This is a genomic window from Aromatoleum petrolei (assembly GCF_017894385.1).
Lineage (GTDB): Bacteria > Pseudomonadota > Gammaproteobacteria > Burkholderiales > Rhodocyclaceae > Aromatoleum > Aromatoleum petrolei.
In genome coordinates this window covers 4,991,802-5,012,470 of record NZ_CP059560.1, presented here as the reverse complement: position 1 = coordinate 5,012,470, position 20,669 = coordinate 4,991,802, and the positions used below count along the sequence as shown (strand labels likewise).

General features: G+C 67.3%; 14 protein-coding genes. 8 read left to right on the top strand and 6 right to left on the bottom strand.

Translation table 11 applies throughout. The features are described from left to right. Positions 1-14: 14 nt before the first annotated feature. From ovoA to ToN1_RS22905, 5 genes are all read left to right on the top strand, one after another. Positions 15-2,396: a 5-histidylcysteine sulfoxide synthase gene (gene ovoA / locus ToN1_RS22925; protein WP_169205457.1), complete on the top strand. Its 2,382-nt coding sequence runs from the start codon at positions 15-17 to the stop codon at positions 2,394-2,396. A 34-nt stretch (positions 2,397-2,430) separates the two neighbouring features. Then, the gene (locus ToN1_RS22920; protein WP_169205456.1) at positions 2,431-5,136 is read left to right on the top strand and encodes a bifunctional acetate--CoA ligase family protein/GNAT family N-acetyltransferase; all 2,706 of its coding nucleotides are present in this window, start codon (positions 2,431-2,433) and stop codon (positions 5,134-5,136) included. A 146-nt stretch (positions 5,137-5,282) separates the two neighbouring features. Next, positions 5,283-5,531 carry a hypothetical protein gene (locus ToN1_RS22915; protein ID WP_169205455.1) on the top strand — a complete coding sequence of 83 codons (249 nt, stop codon included), beginning with the start codon at positions 5,283-5,285 and terminating at the stop codon, positions 5,529-5,531. Positions 5,532-5,533: 2 nt separating this feature from the next. Then, positions 5,534-7,621: an ATP-dependent helicase gene (locus ToN1_RS22910; protein ID WP_169205454.1), complete on the top strand. Its 2,088-nt coding sequence runs from the start codon at positions 5,534-5,536 to the stop codon at positions 7,619-7,621. A gap of 233 nt (positions 7,622-7,854) precedes the next feature. Next, positions 7,855-8,760, top strand: a complete 906-nt coding sequence (locus ToN1_RS22905) for a Dyp-type peroxidase (RefSeq protein ID WP_169205453.1) — start codon at positions 7,855-7,857, stop codon at positions 8,758-8,760. 19 nt (positions 8,761-8,779) lie between these two features. On the opposite strand, the gene ToN1_RS22900 is transcribed toward ToN1_RS22905, so the two are convergent. The 3 genes from ToN1_RS22900 to ToN1_RS22890 are packed head-to-tail and all read right to left on the bottom strand — an operon-like array spanning position 8,780 to position 11,945. Continuing rightward, positions 8,780-9,121: a thioredoxin family protein gene (locus ToN1_RS22900; protein WP_169205452.1), complete on the bottom strand. Its 342-nt coding sequence runs from the start codon at positions 9,119-9,121 to the stop codon at positions 8,780-8,782. Between the two features lie 39 nt (positions 9,122-9,160). Continuing rightward, a complete protein-coding gene (locus tag ToN1_RS22895; protein ID WP_169205451.1) occupies positions 9,161-10,273 on the bottom strand; it encodes a Glu/Leu/Phe/Val family dehydrogenase in 1,113 nt (370 codons plus the stop codon). Between the two features lie 37 nt (positions 10,274-10,310). Continuing rightward, positions 10,311-11,945 (bottom strand): methyl-accepting chemotaxis protein, encoded by a 1,635-nt coding sequence (locus tag ToN1_RS22890; protein WP_210147915.1) that lies wholly within the window; start codon positions 11,943-11,945, stop codon positions 10,311-10,313. 412 nt (positions 11,946-12,357) lie between these two features. Here ToN1_RS22890 and pdhA point away from each other — a divergent pair, with 412 nt between their 5' ends. Genes pdhA through ToN1_RS22875 form a run of 3 tightly spaced genes read left to right on the top strand, consistent with a single transcriptional unit; the run spans position 12,358 to position 15,522 of the window. Beyond that, positions 12,358-13,449 carry a pyruvate dehydrogenase (acetyl-transferring) E1 component subunit alpha gene (pdhA, locus tag ToN1_RS22885; protein ID WP_169208019.1) on the top strand — a complete coding sequence of 364 codons (1,092 nt, stop codon included), beginning with the start codon at positions 12,358-12,360 and terminating at the stop codon, positions 13,447-13,449. Next, on the top strand, positions 13,442-14,422 hold the full coding sequence (locus ToN1_RS22880) for an alpha-ketoacid dehydrogenase subunit beta (protein WP_169208018.1): 981 nt from the start codon (positions 13,442-13,444) through the stop codon (positions 14,420-14,422). Before pdhA ends, ToN1_RS22880 begins: the two co-directional genes overlap by 8 nt. After that, complete coding sequence (locus ToN1_RS22875) at positions 14,419-15,522, top strand: dihydrolipoamide acetyltransferase family protein (protein WP_169208017.1); 1,104 nt, start codon at positions 14,419-14,421, stop codon at positions 15,520-15,522. Before ToN1_RS22880 ends, ToN1_RS22875 begins: the two co-directional genes overlap by 4 nt. Positions 15,523-15,588: 66 nt before the next feature. Here the strand turns inward: ToN1_RS22875 and ToN1_RS22870 are convergent, their stop codons facing one another. The 3 genes from ToN1_RS22870 to ToN1_RS22860 are packed head-to-tail and all read right to left on the bottom strand — an operon-like array spanning position 15,589 to position 20,536. Beyond that, positions 15,589-16,713 carry an ABC transporter permease gene (locus ToN1_RS22870; protein ID WP_169208016.1) on the bottom strand — a complete coding sequence of 375 codons (1,125 nt, stop codon included), beginning with the start codon at positions 16,711-16,713 and terminating at the stop codon, positions 15,589-15,591. A 2-nt stretch (positions 16,714-16,715) separates the two neighbouring features. Further along, positions 16,716-19,499 carry a ribosome-associated ATPase/putative transporter RbbA gene (gene rbbA, locus ToN1_RS22865; protein ID WP_169208015.1) on the bottom strand — a complete coding sequence of 928 codons (2,784 nt, stop codon included), beginning with the start codon at positions 19,497-19,499 and terminating at the stop codon, positions 16,716-16,718. Then, the gene (locus ToN1_RS22860) at positions 19,463-20,536 is read right to left on the bottom strand and encodes an HlyD family secretion protein (RefSeq protein ID WP_169208014.1); all 1,074 of its coding nucleotides are present in this window, start codon (positions 20,534-20,536) and stop codon (positions 19,463-19,465) included. Before ToN1_RS22860 ends, rbbA begins: the two co-directional genes overlap by 37 nt. Positions 20,537-20,669 lie beyond the last annotated feature (133 nt).

Here is a 20,669-nt window from a genome sequence, read left to right as displayed (position 1 = left end):
GAGAGCGATCCGAGATGACCGACGACCTGACCGACGAAAGCTGGCGACAGAATCTCGAGGGGCGCTTCGAGGAATGCCTCGGCCCCGTGCGAAACCCGGACTGGTGGACGGGCTTGCCACCCGAGCGCTGTCCGGGCTGGACGAACGACGGCAGGCTCACCTCGCTGTCGCTCCCAAATCTGGCGACCTGCACACGCGAGCAAGTCCGCGCCTACTTCGACAACGGCTGGACGCTCACCGAGCTGCTGTTCTCCGGGCTGATCGGCGAGGAGGCTTTCTATCGCCCCCCGTACCACCATCTACGGCATCCGATGGTTTTCTATTACTGCCACCCGCCTGCGCTCTACGTGAATAAGCTGCGCGTGGCGGGGCTGATCCCCGCTCCGCTCAACCCGTATTTCGAACGCATTTTCGAAACCGGCGTCGATGAGATGCGCTGGGACGACATGTCGAAGAACGCGATGCGCTGGCCCGCGTTCGACGAGGCCCAAGAGTACCGCAAGGCGGTCTACGCGCTGGTGCGCCGCGTCATCGAAGAGCATCCCGGACTCGCCGAAGGCCATCCGCCGATCACGCAGAACGATCCCCTGTGGGCGCTGTTCATGGGGTTCGAGCACGAGCGCATCCATCTCGAGACCTCGTCCGTGCTGATCCACGAGCTGCCGCTGCGGCTCGTCCGGCGGCCCGCGGGATGGATGCCGCCGCATTCCTCCGCGGCGAGCCCCGCGGCATTCCCGCCGGTTGCAGGACGCGACTATCCGGAAATGGAACTCCTGCCCGTCGCTGCGACCCGCCTGCGGCTCGGCAAACCCGCCGATTGGCCCTCCTACGGCTGGGACAACGAATACGGTAGCCGCGGCGTCGACGTGCAGCCCTTCCGCGCGGGTCGCGGCCTCGTGAGCAACGGCGAGTTCTGGCAGTTCGTCGCCGACGGGGGCTACCGCGACCGCCAGTGGTGGTCGGAGACCGGGTGGTCGTGGCGCACCTACCGGAACGTCAAGTGGCCCACCTTCTGGGTGCCCGACGGCCCGGCCGGATCCCACCGTTTCCGCCTGCGCACGCTGTTCGAGGAAGTCGACATGCGCTGGGACTGGCCGGCCGAAGTCAATTGGCACGAAGCCGGCGCCTATTGCGCATGGCTGAGCGCCCGCCTGGGTGAGCCCTGCCGCCTGCCGAGCGAAGCCGAGCACAATGCCCTGCGCGACCCCGTCGTCACCGTCGCCGACGATCCGGTCATGGTTGCGGACGGTGCGGCACTGATTCGCGAACGCGGCCTCAACCTCAACCTCGGCTGCGGCTCGTCATCCCCCGTCACCGCCGGCGCGCGCACCGCAAAGGGATTCCAAGACGTCTTCGGCAACGTGTGGCAGTGGCTGGGTGACCAGTTCAACCCGCTGCCCGGCGCCCGGGTCCACCCTTACTACGACGACTTCAGCAGCCCCTGCTACGACGGCGAGCACCAGATGATCCTCGGTGGCTCGTGGATCTCGACCGGCGACGAGGCGAGCGTGTGGTCGCGCTTCCATTTTCGCCCCCACTTCTTCCAGCACGCGGGTTTCCGCGTCGTGCAGGCCGCCCACGACGGCGGCGCCGTGCGTCTGGATGCCGAAGGAGCGCCGGGCAAGGCCTACGAAAGCGCCGGGATCACCAACGAGTACCTGCTGCTGCACTACGGCAGCCCGCAGGAGCAGATGCCGCATGCGTCCGGGCCCCGCGACGCCTGCCAGTTCCCGCTGCGCGCAGCACACTGGCTCATGGAAGGCGCACGCGAACTCGGCATCGGTGGCGGCCGGGCACTGGATGTCGGCTGCGCCGTCGGCGGCGCGAGCTTCGAACTCGCGCGCATGTTCGGCGAAGTCCTCGGCATAGATCTGAGCCGCTCCTTCATCGATGCAGCCGCCACCTTGCGCGATCAAGGCGTCCTCGAATACGCCTGCCGCGACGAAGGCGAACTCGCCCACCCGCTGCTGGCGCAAGTCGATCCGGCCATCGACCGCAGCCGCGTCGCCTTCCGCCAGGCCGACGCCTGTTCGCTCCCCGCCGAGCTCACGGACTATGACGCGGTGCTGCTTGCCAACCTGCTGTGCCGCCTGCCGAGCCCCAAGTCCCTGCTCGGGCGGCTCGGCGGCCCGCGCGGACTGGTGCGCACGGGCGGCGTCGTCGCGATCCTGTCGCCCTACACCTGGCTGGAGCAATTCACACCGCGCGGCGCCTGGCTGGGCGGCTACATGGACGGCGACTGCGCCGTGCGCAGCGCCGATGTCCTCAGGGCGCTCCTCGGCGCCGACGGCTTCGAGTTGCGCCGCGAAGCCGAAATACCCCTCGTGATCCGCGAGCACGCGCGCAAGTACCAGTACATCGTCACGCATGCCATGCTCTGGCAACGCATGCGCTGACCACCATCGACAAACCCGACCGCCCTTTCCGACCATGAGCTTCCGATACCTGCAGAGCCTCTTCAACCCGCAATCGATTGCCGTGATCGGCGCAAGCGCCCGGCCCCGGCGCATCGGCAGCGTGGTCATGCGCAACCTCCTGGCGGGTGGATTCGGCGGTGCGATCATGCCGGTCAACCCCAAGCGCGACGCTGTTGCCGGGGTGCTGACCTACCCCAGCGTCGCCGCCCTGCCGCGCACGCCCGACCTCGCCATCATCTGCACCCCGCCGTCCGCCATTCCGGGCATCCTCGAACAGCTCGGCGAACGCGGCACGCGCGCGGCCATTGTCATGGCGAGCCAGCTCGGCACCACGCTGGGCACGGACGGACGGCCGCTCGACATGACGATCATGGAGATCGCCCGCCGTCACGGCGTCCGCATCCTCGGCGGCAGCACCCTCGGCGTGATGGTGCCGCAGGCAGGCTTGAACGCGACCTTTTCCCAGGTCGGCGGGCTGTCGGGAAACATCGGCTTCGTCTCGCAGTCCGACGCAGTCGGCACGATGGTGCTCGACTGGGCCATGCCGCGGAAGATCGGTTTTTCACATTTCGTGTCGCTCGGCGATGCGCTGGATATCGGTTTCGGCGAGGTGCTCGACTTCCTCGGCAGCGATCCGGGCACGCGCGCGATCCTGATGTACATCGAGTCGATCCGCGAACGCCGCAGCTTCATGGCGGCCGCCCGCGCGGCGGCCCGCAACAAGCCGGTGGTGGCGATCAAGGCCGGACGCGCGCAGCGCGCCTTGCCGGGTATCGGCGACCCCCTGTTCCTCGACAGCCCCGGCCTGATCGGCAACGACGACGTGGCCGACGCCGTCCTGCGCCGCGCCGGCATCCTGCGCGTTGACCACCTCAACGAGCTGTTCGGTGCCGTCGAGACCGTCGTGCGCTCGCGCCCGATCCACGGCGACCGCCTCGTCGTGATCAGCAACGGCGGCGGCGCCGGCATCATGGCCGAGGACAGCCTGCATCTCGGCGGCTATGCGCTGCCCGACCTCTACCCCAACACCCTCACGCGCCTGCGCCGCCTGCTGCCGCCCGACTGGAACGGTCGCAACCCCATCGCGATCCGCGTCGACGCACCGCCCAAGCGCTATGAGGATGTGTTGAAGATATTGTGCGAGGAGCAGGACGGCGACGCGATCCTAGTGATCCACACGCCCAACGCCCTCACCCCCAGCATGGAAATCGCCGAATCGGTGATCAAGACCATCCGCAGCGTCGGCGGCAATCTCCTCACCTGCTGGATCGGCGACGAAACCTCCGCCGCGGAACGCAAGCTGTTCGCGGATTCCGGCATCGCCACCTTCGACACGCCGGAAAACGCCACGCGCGCCTTCGTGCACATGGTCAATCACCGGCACACGCGCGAAGTGCTGATGCAGGCGCCGCCCTCCACGTCCGAGAACTTCCGTCCCGACGTCGAAGGCGCACGCACGGTCGTGCGCAGGGCCATTGCCGAAGGCCGCACGCGCCTCACCGAACCCGAAGCCAAGCACATCCTGGCGGCGTACGAGATTCCAGTCGTGCCGACGCACCTGGCCGCGACGCCGCAGGACGTCTCCGCGATCGCCACCGAGCTCGGCATGCCCGTCGCGGTCACTGTCATGTCCCGCGATATCCGCCGCAAGTGGGAAGTCGGCGGCGTCGCGCTGGACCTCGAGACCCCGGAGGCCGCCGAGTCGGCTGCCCAAGCCATGCTGGCACGCGTCGCCACCGCGCGGCCCGACGTCCGAATCAGCGGCTTCGCCGTGCAGCCGATGGAAACGCGCCCCCACACCCGGCAACTGATCGTCGGCGTCGTCACGGACCCGCTGTTCGGACCGATGATCGTTTTCGGCGAAGGCGGGCGGGGGCTGGAGGTGTACCGCAACCTCGCCATCGGCCTGCCCCCGCTCAACCTGCCGCTCGCGCACGACCTCATCAACCGCAGCCGCGCGGCCGGGCTGCTCGACGCCTACCACAACCATCCGGCAGCCGATCGCGAAGGCGTCGCGCAGCTCCTGACCCGGATTTCACAGCTCATCGTCGATATCCCCGAGATCGAGGAACTCGACGTCAACCCCTTGTTCGTGGACGACCAGGGAGTTCTGGCCGTCGATGCGCACATCCAGGTCTCGACGACCGCACCGAGCCCCCAGCGACTGTCGATCCGCCCCTATCCCGAAGACCTCGCCGAAGCGGCGACCCTGCGCGACGGCCGTAAGATCGTCCTGCGCCCGATCCGTCCCGAAGACGAACCCACGCACTACGAATTCCTGTCGCGCGTGACGCCGGAAGACATCCTGTTCCGTTTCTTCCACTACATCGGCACGCTGCCGCGCACGGAGATGGCGCGTCTCACCCAGATTGACTACGACCGCGAAATGGCCTTCATCGCCAGCGGGCGCGACGACTCCGGCCGCCCGGAGACGCTGGGCGTGGTGCGCGCCGTGGCCGACCCCGACAATCACACGGCGGAGTTTTCCATCCTCGTGCGTTCCGACATGAAAGGCTATGGAATCGGCTCGACCCTGATGAAGAAGGTGATCCGCTACGCCCGCGAACGCGGCCTGCGGGTGCTGGTCGGCGAAGTCATGGCGGAAAACGAGCCGATGCTGAAACTGCTGAAGGTGTTCGGCTTCACGATCAAGGGGTCCGAGGAGCCGGGCATCCTCGCGGTGCGGCTGATGCTGCAGGAGCAGCCCGAGAAGACGTAAGCCTCGGCGCCGGCCGCACTCTGCCGCGACAATGGGCGCACGCACTGCGTTCGTCGCCGATCTGGCTGCGCACGACACACGCGATGAAGCCGGCGCTTGCATCCTTCCGAAAGCTGTATATAGTTACAGCTCAGAAGGATCACGCCATGTCCGCCCGATTCATTTGCCCACACTGCCACGCCTCCCTCAATCCGCACGCGATGGAGCGCGCATACAGCGATCTCGCCGAGTACCGCATCTGTCCGGCCTGTGACGAAGCGGTGTTCTTCGCGCTGCGCGACGTACCGTGCATTCCGCCGTGGTTGCAGCGCTCCGAGTCCAACGACGGCGAACGCGCGGGCGTCGCCGCCCCGTCACCCGCATCCGCCGCCGTCGTCCTGCCCGAATGCCGCTGAACATGGAGAACGCAACGGAAATCGAAGACTCCCTCGCCTGCCTGGCTCACCTCAACGACGCTCAGAAGGCCGCTGTCCTGTTCGGCACGCAGCCTGAGTCCGCCGATCGTGATCGTCCGCTCCTGGTGATTGCGGGCGCGGGTTCGGGCAAGACCAGCACCCTCGCCCACCGCGTCGCGCACCTGCTCGCCTGCGGCGCCGATCCTGGCCGCATCCTGCTGCTGACCTTCTCGCGCCGCGCCGCCGACGAGATGAACCGCCGCGTCACGCGCATCGTCGCGCAGCTGGCGAAAACACGCCCGCGGCTCGCCGCAGCGTCCCTTGAATGGTCGGGCACCTTCCACGCCATCGGTGCGCGCCTGTTGCGCGAGTTCGCCGGGCGCATCGGGCTCGAACCCGGATTCACGATTCACGACCGCGAGGATTCGGCCGACCTGATGAACCTCGTGCGCCACGAACAGGGTTTGTCGGCGAAAGCGAAGCGCTTTCCGATGAAGGGCACCTGCCTGGCGATCTACTCCGCCGCGATCAATACCCAGGCGCCCCTCGGCGAGGTGCTGCAGCAGTCCTTCCCCTGGTGCAGCGAATGGGAAGCCGACCTCAAGCGCCTCTTTCTCGCCTACGTGGAAGCGAAGCAGGCGCAACAGGTCCTCGACTACGACGACCTGCTGCTCTATTGGGCCCAGATGATCACGGACGGCGATCTCGCCGCAGAGATCGGCGCGCGCTTCTCTCACTTGCTCGTGGACGAATACCAGGACACCAACCGCCTGCAGGCGGCCATCCTGCTCGCAATGAAACCGGACGGACGCGGCCTCACCGTGGTCGGCGACGACGCTCAGGCGATCTACGCCTTCCGCGGCGCGACGGTGCGCAACATCCTCGACTTCCCCTCCCATTTCGATCCGCCGGCGCACCTGGTCACGCTGGACCGCAACTACCGCTCGACCCAGCCCATTCTCGAAGCCGCAAACACAGTCATCGCGCTTGCGAGCGAGCGCTTCACCAAGGACTTGTGGACGGAGCGTGCCGGTGCGCAGAAACCGCGCCTGATCTCGGTGCGCGACGACGCCGACCAGGCGGCGTGCGTCGTGGAAACCGTGCTTGCGCGTCGCGAGGAGGGGGCACGGCTCAAGTCGCAGGCCGTGCTGTTCCGCGCATCGCATCACAGCGCGCGCCTCGAGGTCGAGCTCACGCGGCGCAGCATTCCGTTCGTGAAATTCGGCGGACTCAAGTTCCTCGAGGCGGCACACGTCAAGGACGTGCTCGCGGTGCTGCGCTGGGCCATCAATCCGCGCGACCGTGTATCGGGGTTTCGCGCCATCCAGCTTCACGCCGGAATCGGCCCGAAGACGGCGGGGCGTGTCCTCGACAACATCACCAACGCGGCGCCCGGCTGCCTGCTCCTCGCCGAGCAGCCCGTCCCCGAGGCGGCGCGCGACGCATGGGTCGCATTTGCAGGGCAGCTGGAATCGGTTGCCGCCGCGGCATGGCCGGCGAGCCTGGAGCCGATCTGCCAATGGTACGTGGGAGAAATGGCGCGCCTGTACGAAGATGCCGCCATCCGCGCGGGTGACATCGAACAGCTTGCGCGGATCGCCGCCACCTACCCGAACCTGGAGCGCTTCCTCACCGAACTCACGCTCGACCCGCCCAGCGCGACGAGTGACGAAGCCGGCATTCCCCTTCTCGACGAAGACTACCTGATCCTGTCCACGATCCACTCCGCCAAGGGGCAGGAATGGTCGGCCGTGACACTGCTGAATGCGGTCGACGGCTGCTTGCCCTCGGACCTCGCGACCGGCAGCAGCAGCGAGATCGAGGAAGAGCGCCGGCTGCTCTACGTCGCGATGACGCGGGCGAAGGACGCGCTCGACCTGATCGTGCCGCAGCGTTTCCACGTGTCGCAGCAGCCCGGGCGCGGCGACCGCCACGTCTACGCGAGCCGCACGCGGTTCATTCCGAACCGGATACTCGAACGCTTCGAGCAGACCTCCTGGCCGCCCCCGGCCCTTGCCCCGCGCCCGACCGCGGAATCGCGCCGCATCGCGTTCGACCTCGCCGAGCGGATGCGTGCGATGTGGAAATGAGGCAAGTTGTCCCCAGCGGCTGTGGATAAGCCTGTGGGCCGCGACGGGATGACGCACGCAAGTCGTTCATCCCGCAGGAATTTCGCTTCGTGCTGCACGGATGAGCAAGCGCTGCGACACAGTGCGACGTTCGGTGCGCCTTACAGGACGGCCGTCGAATGCGCTACTCTTGCCGGCAGCATGCGCGTGCCCGCGTCGCCGCGCCTCCTTTCCTTGTTCCACCGGGAGCCGACATGACCCACGACAAGACCCCCGACACACCCCGATACCAGGCCGGAATCTTGAAGGCGGTGCCAACCCTGGCACGCCACCTGTACTTTACCCTCGAATCGGTTGCCCAATTGCCCGATGCGCTGAACAAGCTGGCGCCGCTGGCCGATGGCGATGCCACCGTCGTCGGGCTTGGCGAATCGCTGGTCCGCGCCGCAGGTGGTTGTATCGACGGCCTGCGCCCTTTCCCGACGCTGAGCGGCAGTCCGGTCGATATCCCCTCGACCCAGCACGGCATGTGGTGCTGGCTGCGCGGCGACGATCGCGGCGAACTCCTGCATCGCAGCCGCCGCATCGAGGCGGCCCTCGCTCCGGCCCTGCGTCTGGTGCAGGCGACCGACGCCTTCCGCTACGGCAGCGGTCTCGACCTGACGGGCTACGAGGATGGGACCGAGAACCCCGAAGGCGATGAGGCAGTGGCCGTCGCATTCACCTCGTCCGGCGCCGATGCGTTGCACGGCGGCAGCTTCGCGGCGGTGCAGCACTGGCGGCACGATCTCGACCATTTCGAGCGCCTGCCGGGAAACGAGCAGGACCACATTATCGGCCGGCGCAAGAGCGACAACGAGGAGCTCGACGACGCACCCGCGTCCGCCCACGTGAAGCGCACCGCACAGGAGAGCTTCGACCCGGAAGCCTTCGTACTGCGTCGCTCCATGCCCTGGGCGGACGGTACGCAGTCGGGGCTCGTGTTCCTCGCCTTCGGGCACTCGTTCGACGCGTTCGAGGCGCAACTCCGCCGCATGGCCGGACTCGACGACGGTATCGTCGATGCCTTGTTCCGCTTCAGCCAGCCGGTCACGGGCGGCTATTACTGGTGTCCCCCGACGCGCGGCGGTCGCATCGACCTCCGCATACCGGGCCGCTGATCGACCCGGGGAGGCGCCCCTAGTCCTTCGCGGGCGCCTTTTCCAGCTCTCGCAGCGCCTCGGTGATCTCCGCGGCGCTGCCGGGGCGCACCACGCGCGCGATCTCGACACCGTCACGCAGGAACACGAGTGTCGGCCACAATTTCACCTTGAAGGATCGCCCCAGCGGACGGCCCGGCCCGTCCTCGATCTTCAGGTGACGGACCTGCGGATGGGCCGCGAAGGCTTCCGCAATCAGCGGCTGCGCACCGCGGCAGAAGCCACACCATCCCGTCCCGAACTCCAGCACCGTCGCATCCTTCAGGGCGTCGACGTCCTTGCGCTCCGGCGCGACTGGCGAATACTCAGCGTTCAATCCCATCCATGACTCCAATACCTGTTCCGGGCTCCGGTGCTCCGTTCACGCCGGATGCCACCGACCAAAGGACATCGCTTTCCCGATGCGTGCCGTCGCCAGCCCGATTGCCGCGTCGCGCGGCAGCAGCGATCGTGCCGACGCGGCCTCGATCACCGCGCGCGTATTCTCGCGCACCTTCTCGGCGATTGTCGCCAGCGCGGTGGCCTGGTTCCCGCCCGCGTATTCCACCGCCCCGCAGATGACTCCGCCCGCGTTCACGATGAAGTCCGGCACACACAGGACGCCCTTGCGGTGCAGGAATTCCTCGGCCGCGCGCGTGAAGGGAATGTTCGCACCCTGCAGCACGAGCCGCGTGCGCAGGCGCCCGACGTTGTCTTCGTGCACCACGTCCGGACGTGCGGCAGGAATCCAGATGTCGCATTCGACATCGATCACAGCGCCCGGTCCGCCCTTTTGCCCACCCGGATAGTCGAGCACCGACCGGCCTTCGGCCTTGAGCACGTCGAGCGCCGCAAGATCGATGCCGTGCGCATCCCACACCGTTCCCGCCGAGTCGGCGGCCCCGACGACGACGGCGCCCTTGTCGGCGAGAAAATGCGCGGAGTGCCGGCCGACCGCCCCGTAGCCCTGGATTGCCACGCGCGCGCCTGCAAGGTCGAAGCCGCAGGCTGCGGCGGCCACTTCGGCCGCGTGGGCGACCCCCCACCCGGTCGCACCGATCTGGTCGAGCGGGATGCCGCCGAGCTCGCGCGGCAGGCCTACGGCACGGCCGATCTCATCGCGCACCCAAGCCATGCAGGTTTCGTTCGTGCCCATGTCGGGGCCGAAGATGTAGTCGCGAATGTCGCGCAGCGCACATGCAAGTCCGCGGATGAGGCGTTCCTTGTCGGACAGCGGCATCCGCGGGTCGCCGTAGAGCACGACCTTGCCGCCGCCATGGCGCAGCCCCGCTGCGGCATTCTTGTACGTCATCGCGCGTGCGAGGCGGAAGCATTCTTCGGTGCTGACGTCCGGCGCCATGCGTACCCCGCCGATGGCCGGGCCGATGGCGACGTTGTCGACCACCAGCACCGCCTTCAGGCCGATGCCGGGTTCATGGACATGGATGATCTTCGCCGGACCGAGCTCGTCGGCAAAATCGAACGCGTCGCTCATCGCCCTCTCCTCCCCCATGCCCGGCGGTTGCCGGCGATCAGGTATGGAAGCGGCCCACCGCCCCCTGCAGTTCGCCCGCCAGCTCGCCCATATTGCGGGCTGCCGCCGCGGTCTGACTTGCCGCCTCGCTGTTGCCTTGCGCCATCTGCTTGATCGTCTCGATGCCCGAGAAGACGTCGGCGCTCACCCGCTCCTGCTCCTGCGTGGCCGCCGCGATGTTGTCCAAGCCGTGTCCGACGGCGACCACCGATTCGCTGGCTGCGGCAAGGACGTCATTCACCGTCATCATAGACTCGCGGCTAGTGGCGATGTGATCCATGGCGTCGGCAATCGCGCGCGTGACCTGCTCGGACTGCTTGCCCAGTGTGTGCGTGATGGCGTCGATCTCGTTGGCCGAAGTCGCCGATTTCTCCGCGAGCTTGCGTACCTCGTCGGCGACAACCGCAAAGCCGCGGCCCTGCTCGCCCGCCCGCGCTGCCTCGATGGCCGCGTTGAGCGCGAGGAGATTGGTCTGTTCGGCCAATTCCTTGACCTCGCTGGTGATATGAGTGATCGCCGTCGTGCTCGACACGAACTGACCGACCGAATCGGCGATGCCGCGCACCGTGGTCTCCACCATCCCGACACGTTCATCCAGCGTCGTGAGGCTGGCGTTGCCCTCGTCCGAACGGCGCAGGCTCTCGCGAGAAAGCTTGCGCACTTCCTCGGCGCTGCGGGCGACCGTGGCGATGCTCGCAACCATCTGCTCGACCGCCTGGGCCGTGGTTGCGGAAGTTGCGCTCTGGCTCTGCGACGACGCCACGACCTGGTCGGCACGCACGACCAACTCGGCCGCCGCGTTCGACACCTGCGCTGCGGATTCGCCGACATGGCGCACCAAACCGGCGATCTTGGCCATCATCTCGTTGAACACCGCCGAGGCGACGCCGATCTCGTCGCTCCCGCGCACCTCCAGGCGACGCGTGAGGTCGCCCTCGCCCGACACGATCGCGCGCAGACCCGCCACCATGCGCTCCAGCGGTCCGGTGACGGCCCCCCGGATGAAGGACCAGATGAAGACGAGAACCACAAGGCTCGCGACGAGCGCGATGCCGAGGGACTCCAGTCGCTTCGCGGTGATCGCGTTATGCATCTTGTCGAGCGAAATCTTGATCCCGATCGTACCGATCGTCGCATTTTCCGGCGCGTCGTGGCATTCGACGCAATTCTTGCCGAGGTATTTGGTGACGTTCTTCGCCGGGCGAATCGCGTACAGGTAAGCGCCCTTATCGTCCTCGCGTACGTCGATGTAGGGCTCGCCGCTGCGCAGCACCTGCGCCTCGAGCTCGTTGGGTTTCAGGTCATCGCGAGGCTTGCCCTCATCCTTGGAGCTCTCAACGCCCTCACGCGCGAGCTCGCCTGGGACGACGCGCAGTTCGCGGATCGCCGCGAGATGACTGATCTGGTCGAGCAGCACATGCTTCTTGTGCATCGTCTCGGTGATCATCATCGCCGTCAGCCCGGCAAGGGCTGAGTCGTGCATGCTCAGCGAGAAATCCATCGCCTGCTCGACCGCGAGCTTGCGACTGTTGTGGCTGTCCCAGAAGATCATTCCCGCCCACACGACGATCAGCAGCGCCCAGATCGACGCAGTCAGCCGAACCCAGATCTTGATGTCGGAAGTCCGCAGCATTTCGTTCCACCTTCGCCCGATGCAGGGGCGTAAAAATTTCGGGCTGCCGCAGGGCCAAACCCCGCGCGCCGTGCGATCCGCGCCGTGGAGCAAATCGCACGCCCATCAATAGCCACGTATCACATTCTATCTACATCGTCCCAACGTCACGTCATGATGAAGAAGGGAAATCGGTGTCATTTCCGTCAATTGACGTTCGACGCCTGACGACGAAACTGCCGCACGCGGCGACGGTCGACAGTTCGGACGTGTTGTCACTTCACGCCGCCGCGACGAGGGCATCCGCGTTGAATCGCAGGGTCGGCGTGACGTCTTTCCTTCGACGCAGACCATCGGCGCGCGTCGGATGGCAGGCATGCATTAGACTGAAATTTGACAGGGTCAAGAACAACGACGAACGAGGAGACTGGCCATGGCTACCGTTGCCCGGTTCGAAGTCGAATTCACCCGATTTCTCGATGCGGAGGGCGAGGCGACGCAGGAGCTTCCCGCCTTTGCGCTCGATCCCGCCAATCTGATCCCCCTCTACCGCGCGATGCAGCTCACGCGTGCCTTCGACACGAAGGCGATCGCGTTGCAGCGCACCGGCAAGATCGGCACCTTCGCGTCTGCGCTCGGCCAGGAGGCGATCGGCGTCGGCGTCGCCGGTGCAATGCGCAAGGAGGACGTGCTGGTGCCCTCCTACCGCGACCACGCGGCCCAGTTCATGCGCGGCGTGACCATGGCCGAGAGCCTGCTGTACTGGGGCGGGGACGAGCGCGGCAGCGACTTTTCGGTGCCGCGCGAGGACTTCCCGATCTGCGTGCCGATCGGTACCCAGGTGTGCCATGCGGCCGGCATCGCGTATGCCTTCAAGCTGCGCGGTGAGGCGCGCGTCGCCACGTGCTTCCTGGGCGACGGCGCGACGTCCAAGGGCGATTTCTACGAGGCGATGAATTTCGCGGCCGTATGGCGCGCCCCGCTGCTGATCGTCATCAACAACAACCAGTGGGCGATCTCGGTGCCGCGCGAGCATCAGACCTTGACGCCGACGCTCGCACAGAAGGCCATCGCGGCGGGCATCGCGGGCGTTCAGGTGGACGGCAACGACGTGATCGCCGTCCATGACGCGGCACGCCAGGCCGCGGAGAAGGCGCGCGCGGGCGGCGGGCCGACCCTGATCGAGGCGATCAGTTACCGCCTGGGGGACCACACCACCGCCGACGACGCCACGCGCTACCGCGATGCGGACACCGTGCAGCAGCAGTGGGCGAACGAGCCGATCCGGCGGCTGCGCAACTATCTGGCGCGCATCGGCGCCTGGGACCCGGGGAAGGAAGAGCGGCTGCTCAAGGAATGCGCCGATCAGGTCAATGCCGCGGTCGAGGCTTACCTGGCGATCCCGCCCCCCACCACGGCGGCAATGTTCGATCACCTGTACGCGACGCTGCCGGCCGCCTTGCAGGAGCAGCGCGAGGCTGCACAGTGGTTTGCATCGCACGACGGAGGAGGCAGCCATGGCTGAACTGAATCTGGTCGAGGCCATCAATCGCGCCCTGGAGTGGGAGTTGGCGCACGATCCAGCCGTGGTCGTGCTGGGCGAGGACGTCGGCGTCAATGGCGGCGTCTTCCGCGCGACGGTCGGACTGCAGGAACGCTTCGGCGCCGAGCGTGTGCTCGACACGCCGCTCGCCGAAACGGCCATCGTGGGAACGGCGATCGGCATGGCGGCGCAGGGCCTCAAACCCGTCGCGGAGATCCAGTTCTCGGGTTTCATCTATCCCGCGATGGACCACATCTGGAACCACGCCGGACGCCTGCGCAACCGCACGCGCGGCAGGCTGTCCTGCCCGCTGGTCGTGCGTTCGCCCTGCGGCGCGGGCATCCACGCGCCCGAACACCATTCGGAAAGCCCCGAGGCACTGTTCGCCCACCTGCCCGGTGTGCGCGTCGTGATCCCCTCCTCGCCCTCGCGCGCCTACGGCCTGCTGCTGGCGGCGATCCGCGACCCGGATCCGGTGATTTTCCTCGAACCCACCCGGCTGTACCGCCTGTTCAAGCAGGAAGTGGCCGACGATGGGGAGGCCCTGCCGCTCGACGTGTGCTTCACGCTGCGTGCGGGCACCGACGTCACGCTGGTGAGCTGGGGGGCGATGCTGAACGAAACCCAGGCCGCAGCCGAGGCGCTCGCGCAGGAAGGCGTGATGGCCGAGGTGATCGACGTCGCGACCTTGAAGCCGCTCGACATGACGACCATCCTCGAATCGGTCTCGCGCACGGGTCGGTGCGTGATCGTCCATGAAGCGACGCGCGCTGGCGGATTCGGCGCGGAGATCGCGGCAAACCTGGCCGAGCACGGGCTGTACTCGCTGCTCGCCCCAGTTCAGCGGGTCACGGCGTGGGACGTCGTCGTACCGCTGTCGCGACTCGAACACCAGTACATGCCGAGCGTCGAACGTATCGTCGCGGCGGTCAGGAAAACGCTGGAGGGCGCATGAAGATCTTCAAACTGCCCGACCTGGGCGAAGGACTGCAGGAAGCCGAGATCGTCGAATGGCACGTCAAGCCGGGCGACGAGGTGAAGACGGACCAGCCGCTGCTGTCGGTCGAAACGGCAAAGGCCATCGTCGAGATTCCCGCCCCGTGGGACGGGCGCATCGAGAAGCTGTTCGGTGCGGCGGGCCAGATCGTGCAGGTCGGTGCGCCGCTCATCGGCTTCGAGGGGGCGGGCGGCGACGCCGATGCGGGCACGGTGGTCGGTGAGGTGCAGGTCGGCACGCAAGTGCAGCAGGAGGCGCCGGCCGCGGTCGGACGACCGGCCGCTGCGATCAAGGCGACCCCGGCGGTGCGCGCGCAGGCGCGCCAGCTCAATGTCGACCTGGCCATGGTCACGCCATCGGGGCCGGACGGGCTCATCACGCTGGCCGACGTGCAGCGCGTCGCGAAGATCCTCGCCGAGGTCGGTCCACCCGAGATCCTGCGCGGTGTGCGCCGGGCGATGGCGCAGAACATGGCCCTCGCACAGAGCGAGGTGGCCGCCGCGACCGTGATCGACGACGCCGACATCCACGCCTGGCCGGCGGGCACCGACATCACGATCCGGCTGATTCGCGCGCTGGTCGCGGGCTGCAAGGCCGAACCGGGACTCAACGCCTGGTACGAGAGCCACACCATGGGCCGGCGCGTGCTGAAGAAGGTCGACGTCGGCATCGCCGTCGACCTCATCGACGGGCTTTTCGTGCCGGTGCTGCGCGACGTGGCGAACCGCGACCCCGCCGACCTGCGTGCTGGCCTCGACCGCATGCGTGCGGACGTCGCGGCGCGCAAGATCCCGGCCGAGGAGATGCGCGGCAACACCATCACGCTGTCGAACTTCGGCATGATCGCGGGCAAATACGCCGCACCCGTCGTCGTGCCGCCCACGGTCGCGATCCTCGGCGCCGGGCGCGTGCATGACACGGTTGTCGCGGTCGACGGCAAGCCGGCCGTGCATCGCGTGTTGCCGCTGAGCCTCACTTTCGACCACCGCGTCGTCACCGGTGGCGAGGCGGGACGCTTCCTCGCTGCGGTGATTGCCGATCTGAGCGCCGCGGCCTAGCGTCCTGCCGCGGCGCTCGGCACCGGGGGCGCTGTGACGAGCGCCCCGGCGAGCCCGCGGAGGCGCTCATGCGAGCTGGCCAAGCGTCTTGCGGAAGCGCGCCAGGGCGATGAGGAAGAATACGAGCCCGATCGCAACGATGGCGACGAAGTATGGCCACACGACCTCGATGCCCGCCCCGCGGTAAAGGATGGCCTGCGCCGCCGCCGTGAAGTGCGTCGTCGGCGCAGCCAGCATGAGCGTACGGACGAGTTCGGGCATGCTTTCGCGCGGGGTCATTCCACCCGACAACATCTGCAAGGGCAATAGCGTCAGCATCATCAGCAGGCCGAACTGGGGCATGCTGCGCGCGACCGTCGCAAGCAGGATGCCCATCGACGTCGTCGAGAAAAGGTGCAGCGCGACGCAGGCGAGGAACAGCGCGACGGAGCCTTCGATCGGCACGCGCAGCACGCCCTTCACGACGACGATGAGCGCAAACGCCGCCCCCAGCAGCACGACGAGGCCGTTCGACCAGACCTTTGCGAGCATGATTTCGCTGGGCGTGACCGGCATGACGAGCAGGTGTTCGACCGTGCCGTGCTCGCGCTCACGGATCAATGCGGCGCCGGCGAGGATGATCGACAGCATCGTGACCTGGTTGATGATCTCCATCAGCGAACCGAACCAGGACTGCGTCAGTGAAGGGTTGAAGCGCGCGCGCAGCGCGAGGTCCACGGGCGGCGCCGCGCTGCCGCGATAGCGCTGCACGAACTCGTTCACCTCGCCGTTGACGATCTGCTGGATGTTGCCGCTGCCGGTGAAGGCCTGGCTCATGCGTGTCGCGTCCACGTTGAGCTGGATTGCGGGCGAGCGCCCGGCCAGGACGTCGCGCTGGAAATCCGGCGGGACGTTGATGACGAAGGTGAAATCGCCCGCATCCATGCCTGCGTCGGTCTCCTTGGGCGACACCAGCACCGGCGCCTTGAAATGCGGCGGGTAGAAGGCCGACGCGAGACGCGCGGACAGCGGCGAGCCGTCTTCGTCGACGATCGCGACCGGCGCGAGGTGCAGCGAATCCGGCATCGCGGTTGCTGCAGTGTAGATCGCAAACGTGAACGTGTATGCGATCAGCACCAGCATGATCGGATCGCGCGCGAGGCTCCACAGCTCCTTCACGCCGAGGCGGTAGACGTTGACGGGGCGGCTCATCCTCAGTTGTCCTGCTTTCGCAACAGGGCGATGGAAAGGCCGATGATCACCGGCACCGCGAGCACGAGTGGGACGAACGCCGCGTGCAGGTCGGCGAGGTTCAGGGCTTTGCTGAACACGCCGCGGCTGATGATCAGCATGTAGGTCGCGGGAAAGAGCTCACCGACCACCCGCCCGACGCCCTCCAGCGAGGATACCGGGTTCAGCAGGCCCGCGAACTGGACCGCGGGGAGGATGGTGCCGATCATCGTGACGAACATCGCAGCAATCTGGCTGCGCGTGAAGGTCGATGCGAACAGGCCCAAACCCGTCGCGAAGCTCACGAAGAGCAGCGCCCCGAGCGCCAGGGCCAGGAAGCTGCCGGTCAGCGGCACGCCGAATACGGTGACCGCGACCAGGGTCATCAGCAGGAAGTTCAACATGCCGAGCACGACATAGGGCACCTGCTTTCCGAGCAGGAACTCGCTGCGGGTCACCGGCGTCACGTACAGGTTGATGATCGAGCCGAGCTCCTTCTCGCGTACCACGGAAAGTGCCGTAAGGATCGCCGGGATCATCAGCAGCAGCAGCGGAATCACCGCAGGCACCATCGCGGGCAGGCTCTTCACATCCGGGTTGTAACGAAAGCGCGTCTCGATCGTCGCGGCGCCCTTGCCCGCGTCGAGGCCTAGGCGCGTGGCCGCGAGGTCGACGAGCCAGCCCTGGTGCATGCCCAGCACATAGCCGCGGACGGTTTCCGCACGTTGCGGCATCGCCCCGTCCATCCATGCGCCGATCTGCACCGCGTTGCCGCGCAGCATGTCGCGCGCGAATCCGGAAGGGATCTCGATCGCCAGCGATATTTCGCCGCTGCGCATGCGCCGGTCGAGGTCGGTGTAATCGGCAAGCGGCGGATGCTCGACGAAGTAGCGCGAGCCTGCGAGATTCAGCGTGTAGTTGCGGCTCAGGGCGGTCTGGTCACGGTCGAGTACGGCGAAACCGAGATCGTCGACATCCATGCTGATGCCGTAACCCATGACGAACAACAGGATCAGGCTCCCCATCAGGGCCAGCGTCGCACGTACGGGGTCGCGCTGCAGTTCGAGCGTCTCGCGCAGCGCGTAGCTGAAGGCCCGCGACACGCTGAATGCACGTGGAGGGCGGCGCACATCGATGACGCCCGACGCAGCGGGGGGCCGCCCCGACCGACGTGGCGTCCGTTCGCCCTGCGCGCCCGCGTCCACGAGGTGTCCGATGAAGGCCTGCTCCAGCGTCGCCACTCCGCGGCTTGCGACGATTGCCGCCGGGGTGTCGCTCACCAGCACTTGCCCCGCATGCATCAACGAGATGCGGTCGCACCGCTCGGCCTCGTTCATGAAGTGCGTCGAGATGAAGATCGTGACCTTGTCGCGCCGAGCGAGGTCGATCATGAGCTGCCAGAAGTTGTCGCGAGCGATCGGATCGACGCCCGAGGTCGGCTCGTCCAGAATCAGCAGCTCGGGCGCATGCACCATTGCGACAGCCAGTGACAGGCGCTGACGGATACCCAGCGGCAGGGCGTCGGGCAGTTCGTCGATGACGTCGGCGAGACCGAAGCGGGTGACCATCGCGTCGACGCGCGGCGCGATCTCCGCTTCGGGCACGCTGAACAGGCGGGCATGGAGCACGAGGTTCTGGCGCACGCTGAGTTCGGTGTACAGCGAGAACGCCTGCGACATGTAGCCGACCCGCCGGCGGGTGGCGATGTCGTGCGGATCGACCGCGTGACCGAACAGCCAGGCCTGACCATCGCTCGGCGGCAACAGGCCGGTGAGCATCTTCATCGTCGTCGACTTGCCGCAGCCATTGGAGCCGAGGAAGCCGAAGATCTCACCGCGGCGGATGCGGAAGCTGACCTGATCGACCGCGGTGAAGTCACCGAAGCGCATCGTCAGCCCGCGCGCCTCGATGGCGATTTCCTCCGTCTCGCCATCCGTGAGCGGCGGGACGACGACGGCCCGGTGCCCGCGGCGCCGCTCCTCCGGCAGCAAGGCGATGAAAGCCGCCTCGAGGGCATCGGTGCCGGTGCGTTCATGCAGCTGGAGCGGTGTGCCGGTCGCGAGCACCCGCCCCGCGTCCATCGCGACCAGCCAGTCGAATCGCTCGGCCTCGTCCATGTACGCCGTTGCGACAATCACGCTCATCCCGGGTCGCTCACCCCGGATATCGGCGATCAGCTCCCAGAATTGGGCGCGCGCGAGCGGATCGACGCCGGTCGTCGGTTCATCGAGGATCAGCAGGTCCGGATCATGGATCAGCGCGCAACACAGGCCGAGCTTCTGCTTCATGCCGCCGGAAAGCTTGCCGGCGGGACGGTCGAGGAAGTGACTCAGGCCGGTCGCACCCGTCAGGCTGTCGATGCGCCGGCGGCGCTCGGCGGCATCATGGTCGAATAGACGGCCGAAGAACTGCAGGTTCTCCTCGACCGACAAGGTCGGATACAAGTTGCGCCCGAGGCCCTGCGGCATGTATGCGATGTGGGGGCATACCGCGTCGCGGTGGCGCTTGCTCACCATGTCGCCACCAAGCGCCTCGACGCGACCGGCCCGAACGGCCCGCGCCCCCGCCACCAGCGACAGCAGGCTGGATTTGCCGACGCCGTCCGGGCCGATGAGTCCGACCATGCGGCCGGACGGAATCTCCAGGTCGACCGCGTCGAGCGCCTGGGTCCGACCGTATTGCAGACTGACCCCGGCAAGCCGGGCGACCGGCGCATCGGCGACGCCGGCGTTCACTCCGGCACCTTCACCGCCAGCTTGGCGGGCCATTCGGCCTGGCCGTCGAGTTTCAACCACGCGAGGCCCGGCAGGCCCGTCTTGACCTGTGCGAGGTGGCGCTTCAACAGCTCGGGGTCGATCTGCGCCTTGACGCGGAACATCAGCTTCTGACGCTCGCTGGCGGTCTCCACAGTCTTGGGCGTGAACTGCGCGGTGCTCGCGACAAACGATACCCTGGCCGGAATCACGTAGGCAGGTGCCGCGTCGAGCACGATGCGGACCTCGCTTCCAAGCGCGACCCGACCGGCGACCGTTTCGGGCAGGAAGAAGGTCATGTACACGTCCGAGAGATCGACGAGATTCAGCACCTTGCCTCCCGCCCCCAGCACCTCGCCGGGCTGTGCGACACGGAACTGGATTCGTCCGGCGCGCGGCGCCTTGAGCTGGCTGTCGGCGATGTCGGCATCGACGCGCGCGACCGTCGCCTCGGCGGCCGCGACCGTCGAGCGCGCGCCGACGAGCTGCGCCTGGGCCGCGGAGATCGCCGCACGGGCGGCGGCGACCTGTGCCTTCGCTGCCGCCAGCGCAGCCTGGGCACCTCGCACGCGGGCACGATCGTCGTCGAGTTGCTGCATCGACGAAGCGCCGTCCACGGACAGCGCCTGGGAGCGCGCGAGGCGCCGTTGTGCCGCGTCCAGTTCGCTTTCGCGCTGCACCACCACCGCCTGCGCCGCCGCGATATCGCTTTCGCGCACCGCGACCTGGGCCTCGGCGCTGGAGACGGCATGGATGGTCTGCTGGTGATGCGCGCGCGCCTCCTCTCGCTGGGCCTCGAGCACGCTTACCTGCATCTGCGCCAAGAGTTGGCCGGCTTCGACGAAGTCCCCTTCACCGACGAAGATGTCCTGTACCCGCCCGCCGAGCTTGGCCGCAATGTCAATCTCGGTCGCCTCGATGCGGCCATTGCCATTCACAAACCCTTCGCCGGGGCCGTCCGGATTCGTCGCCTTCCAGGCCCACACCCCGCCGGCCACGGCCAACACGGCGATCAGCGCGGGAACCAGGTTCTTGCGGATTGGAAACGTCATGGTGTTCTCGCGTGGTTTGCGTTTGCGGGCAGTTCGACCGCCGCTCCGTGCGGAGATGGAAAACGCATGAAGAGCCTATCGACTTGCGCTAGGCACCGAACATATGTCGGATTTTACTGCAATGCACAATAAC

Excerpts from the sequence above, each read along its gene's own strand:
- ovoA (WP_169205457.1), top strand. The coding sequence starts at position 15 with ATGACCGACGACCTGACCGACGAAAGCTGGCGACAGAATCTCGAGGGG.
- ToN1_RS22920 (WP_169205456.1), top strand. The coding sequence starts at position 2,431 with ATGAGCTTCCGATACCTGCAGAGCCTCTTCAACCCGCAATCGATTGCC.
- ToN1_RS22915 (WP_169205455.1), top strand. The coding sequence starts at position 5,283 with ATGTCCGCCCGATTCATTTGCCCACACTGCCACGCCTCCCTCAATCCG.
- ToN1_RS22910 (WP_169205454.1), top strand. The coding sequence starts at position 5,534 with ATGGAGAACGCAACGGAAATCGAAGACTCCCTCGCCTGCCTGGCTCAC.
- ToN1_RS22905 (WP_169205453.1), top strand. The coding sequence starts at position 7,855 with ATGACCCACGACAAGACCCCCGACACACCCCGATACCAGGCCGGAATC.
- ToN1_RS22900 (WP_169205452.1), bottom strand. The coding sequence starts at position 9,121 with ATGGGATTGAACGCTGAGTATTCGCCAGTCGCGCCGGAGCGCAAGGAC.
- ToN1_RS22895 (WP_169205451.1), bottom strand. The coding sequence starts at position 10,273 with ATGAGCGACGCGTTCGATTTTGCCGACGAGCTCGGTCCGGCGAAGATC.
- ToN1_RS22890 (WP_210147915.1), bottom strand. The coding sequence starts at position 11,945 with ATGCTGCGGACTTCCGACATCAAGATCTGGGTTCGGCTGACTGCGTCG.
- pdhA (WP_169208019.1), top strand. The coding sequence starts at position 12,358 with ATGGCTACCGTTGCCCGGTTCGAAGTCGAATTCACCCGATTTCTCGAT.
- ToN1_RS22880 (WP_169208018.1), top strand. The coding sequence starts at position 13,442 with ATGGCTGAACTGAATCTGGTCGAGGCCATCAATCGCGCCCTGGAGTGG.
- ToN1_RS22875 (WP_169208017.1), top strand. The coding sequence starts at position 14,419 with ATGAAGATCTTCAAACTGCCCGACCTGGGCGAAGGACTGCAGGAAGCC.
- ToN1_RS22870 (WP_169208016.1), bottom strand. The coding sequence starts at position 16,713 with ATGAGCCGCCCCGTCAACGTCTACCGCCTCGGCGTGAAGGAGCTGTGG.
- rbbA (WP_169208015.1), bottom strand. The coding sequence starts at position 19,499 with ATGGCCCGCCAAGCTGGCGGTGAAGGTGCCGGAGTGAACGCCGGCGTC.
- ToN1_RS22860 (WP_169208014.1), bottom strand. The coding sequence starts at position 20,536 with ATGACGTTTCCAATCCGCAAGAACCTGGTTCCCGCGCTGATCGCCGTG.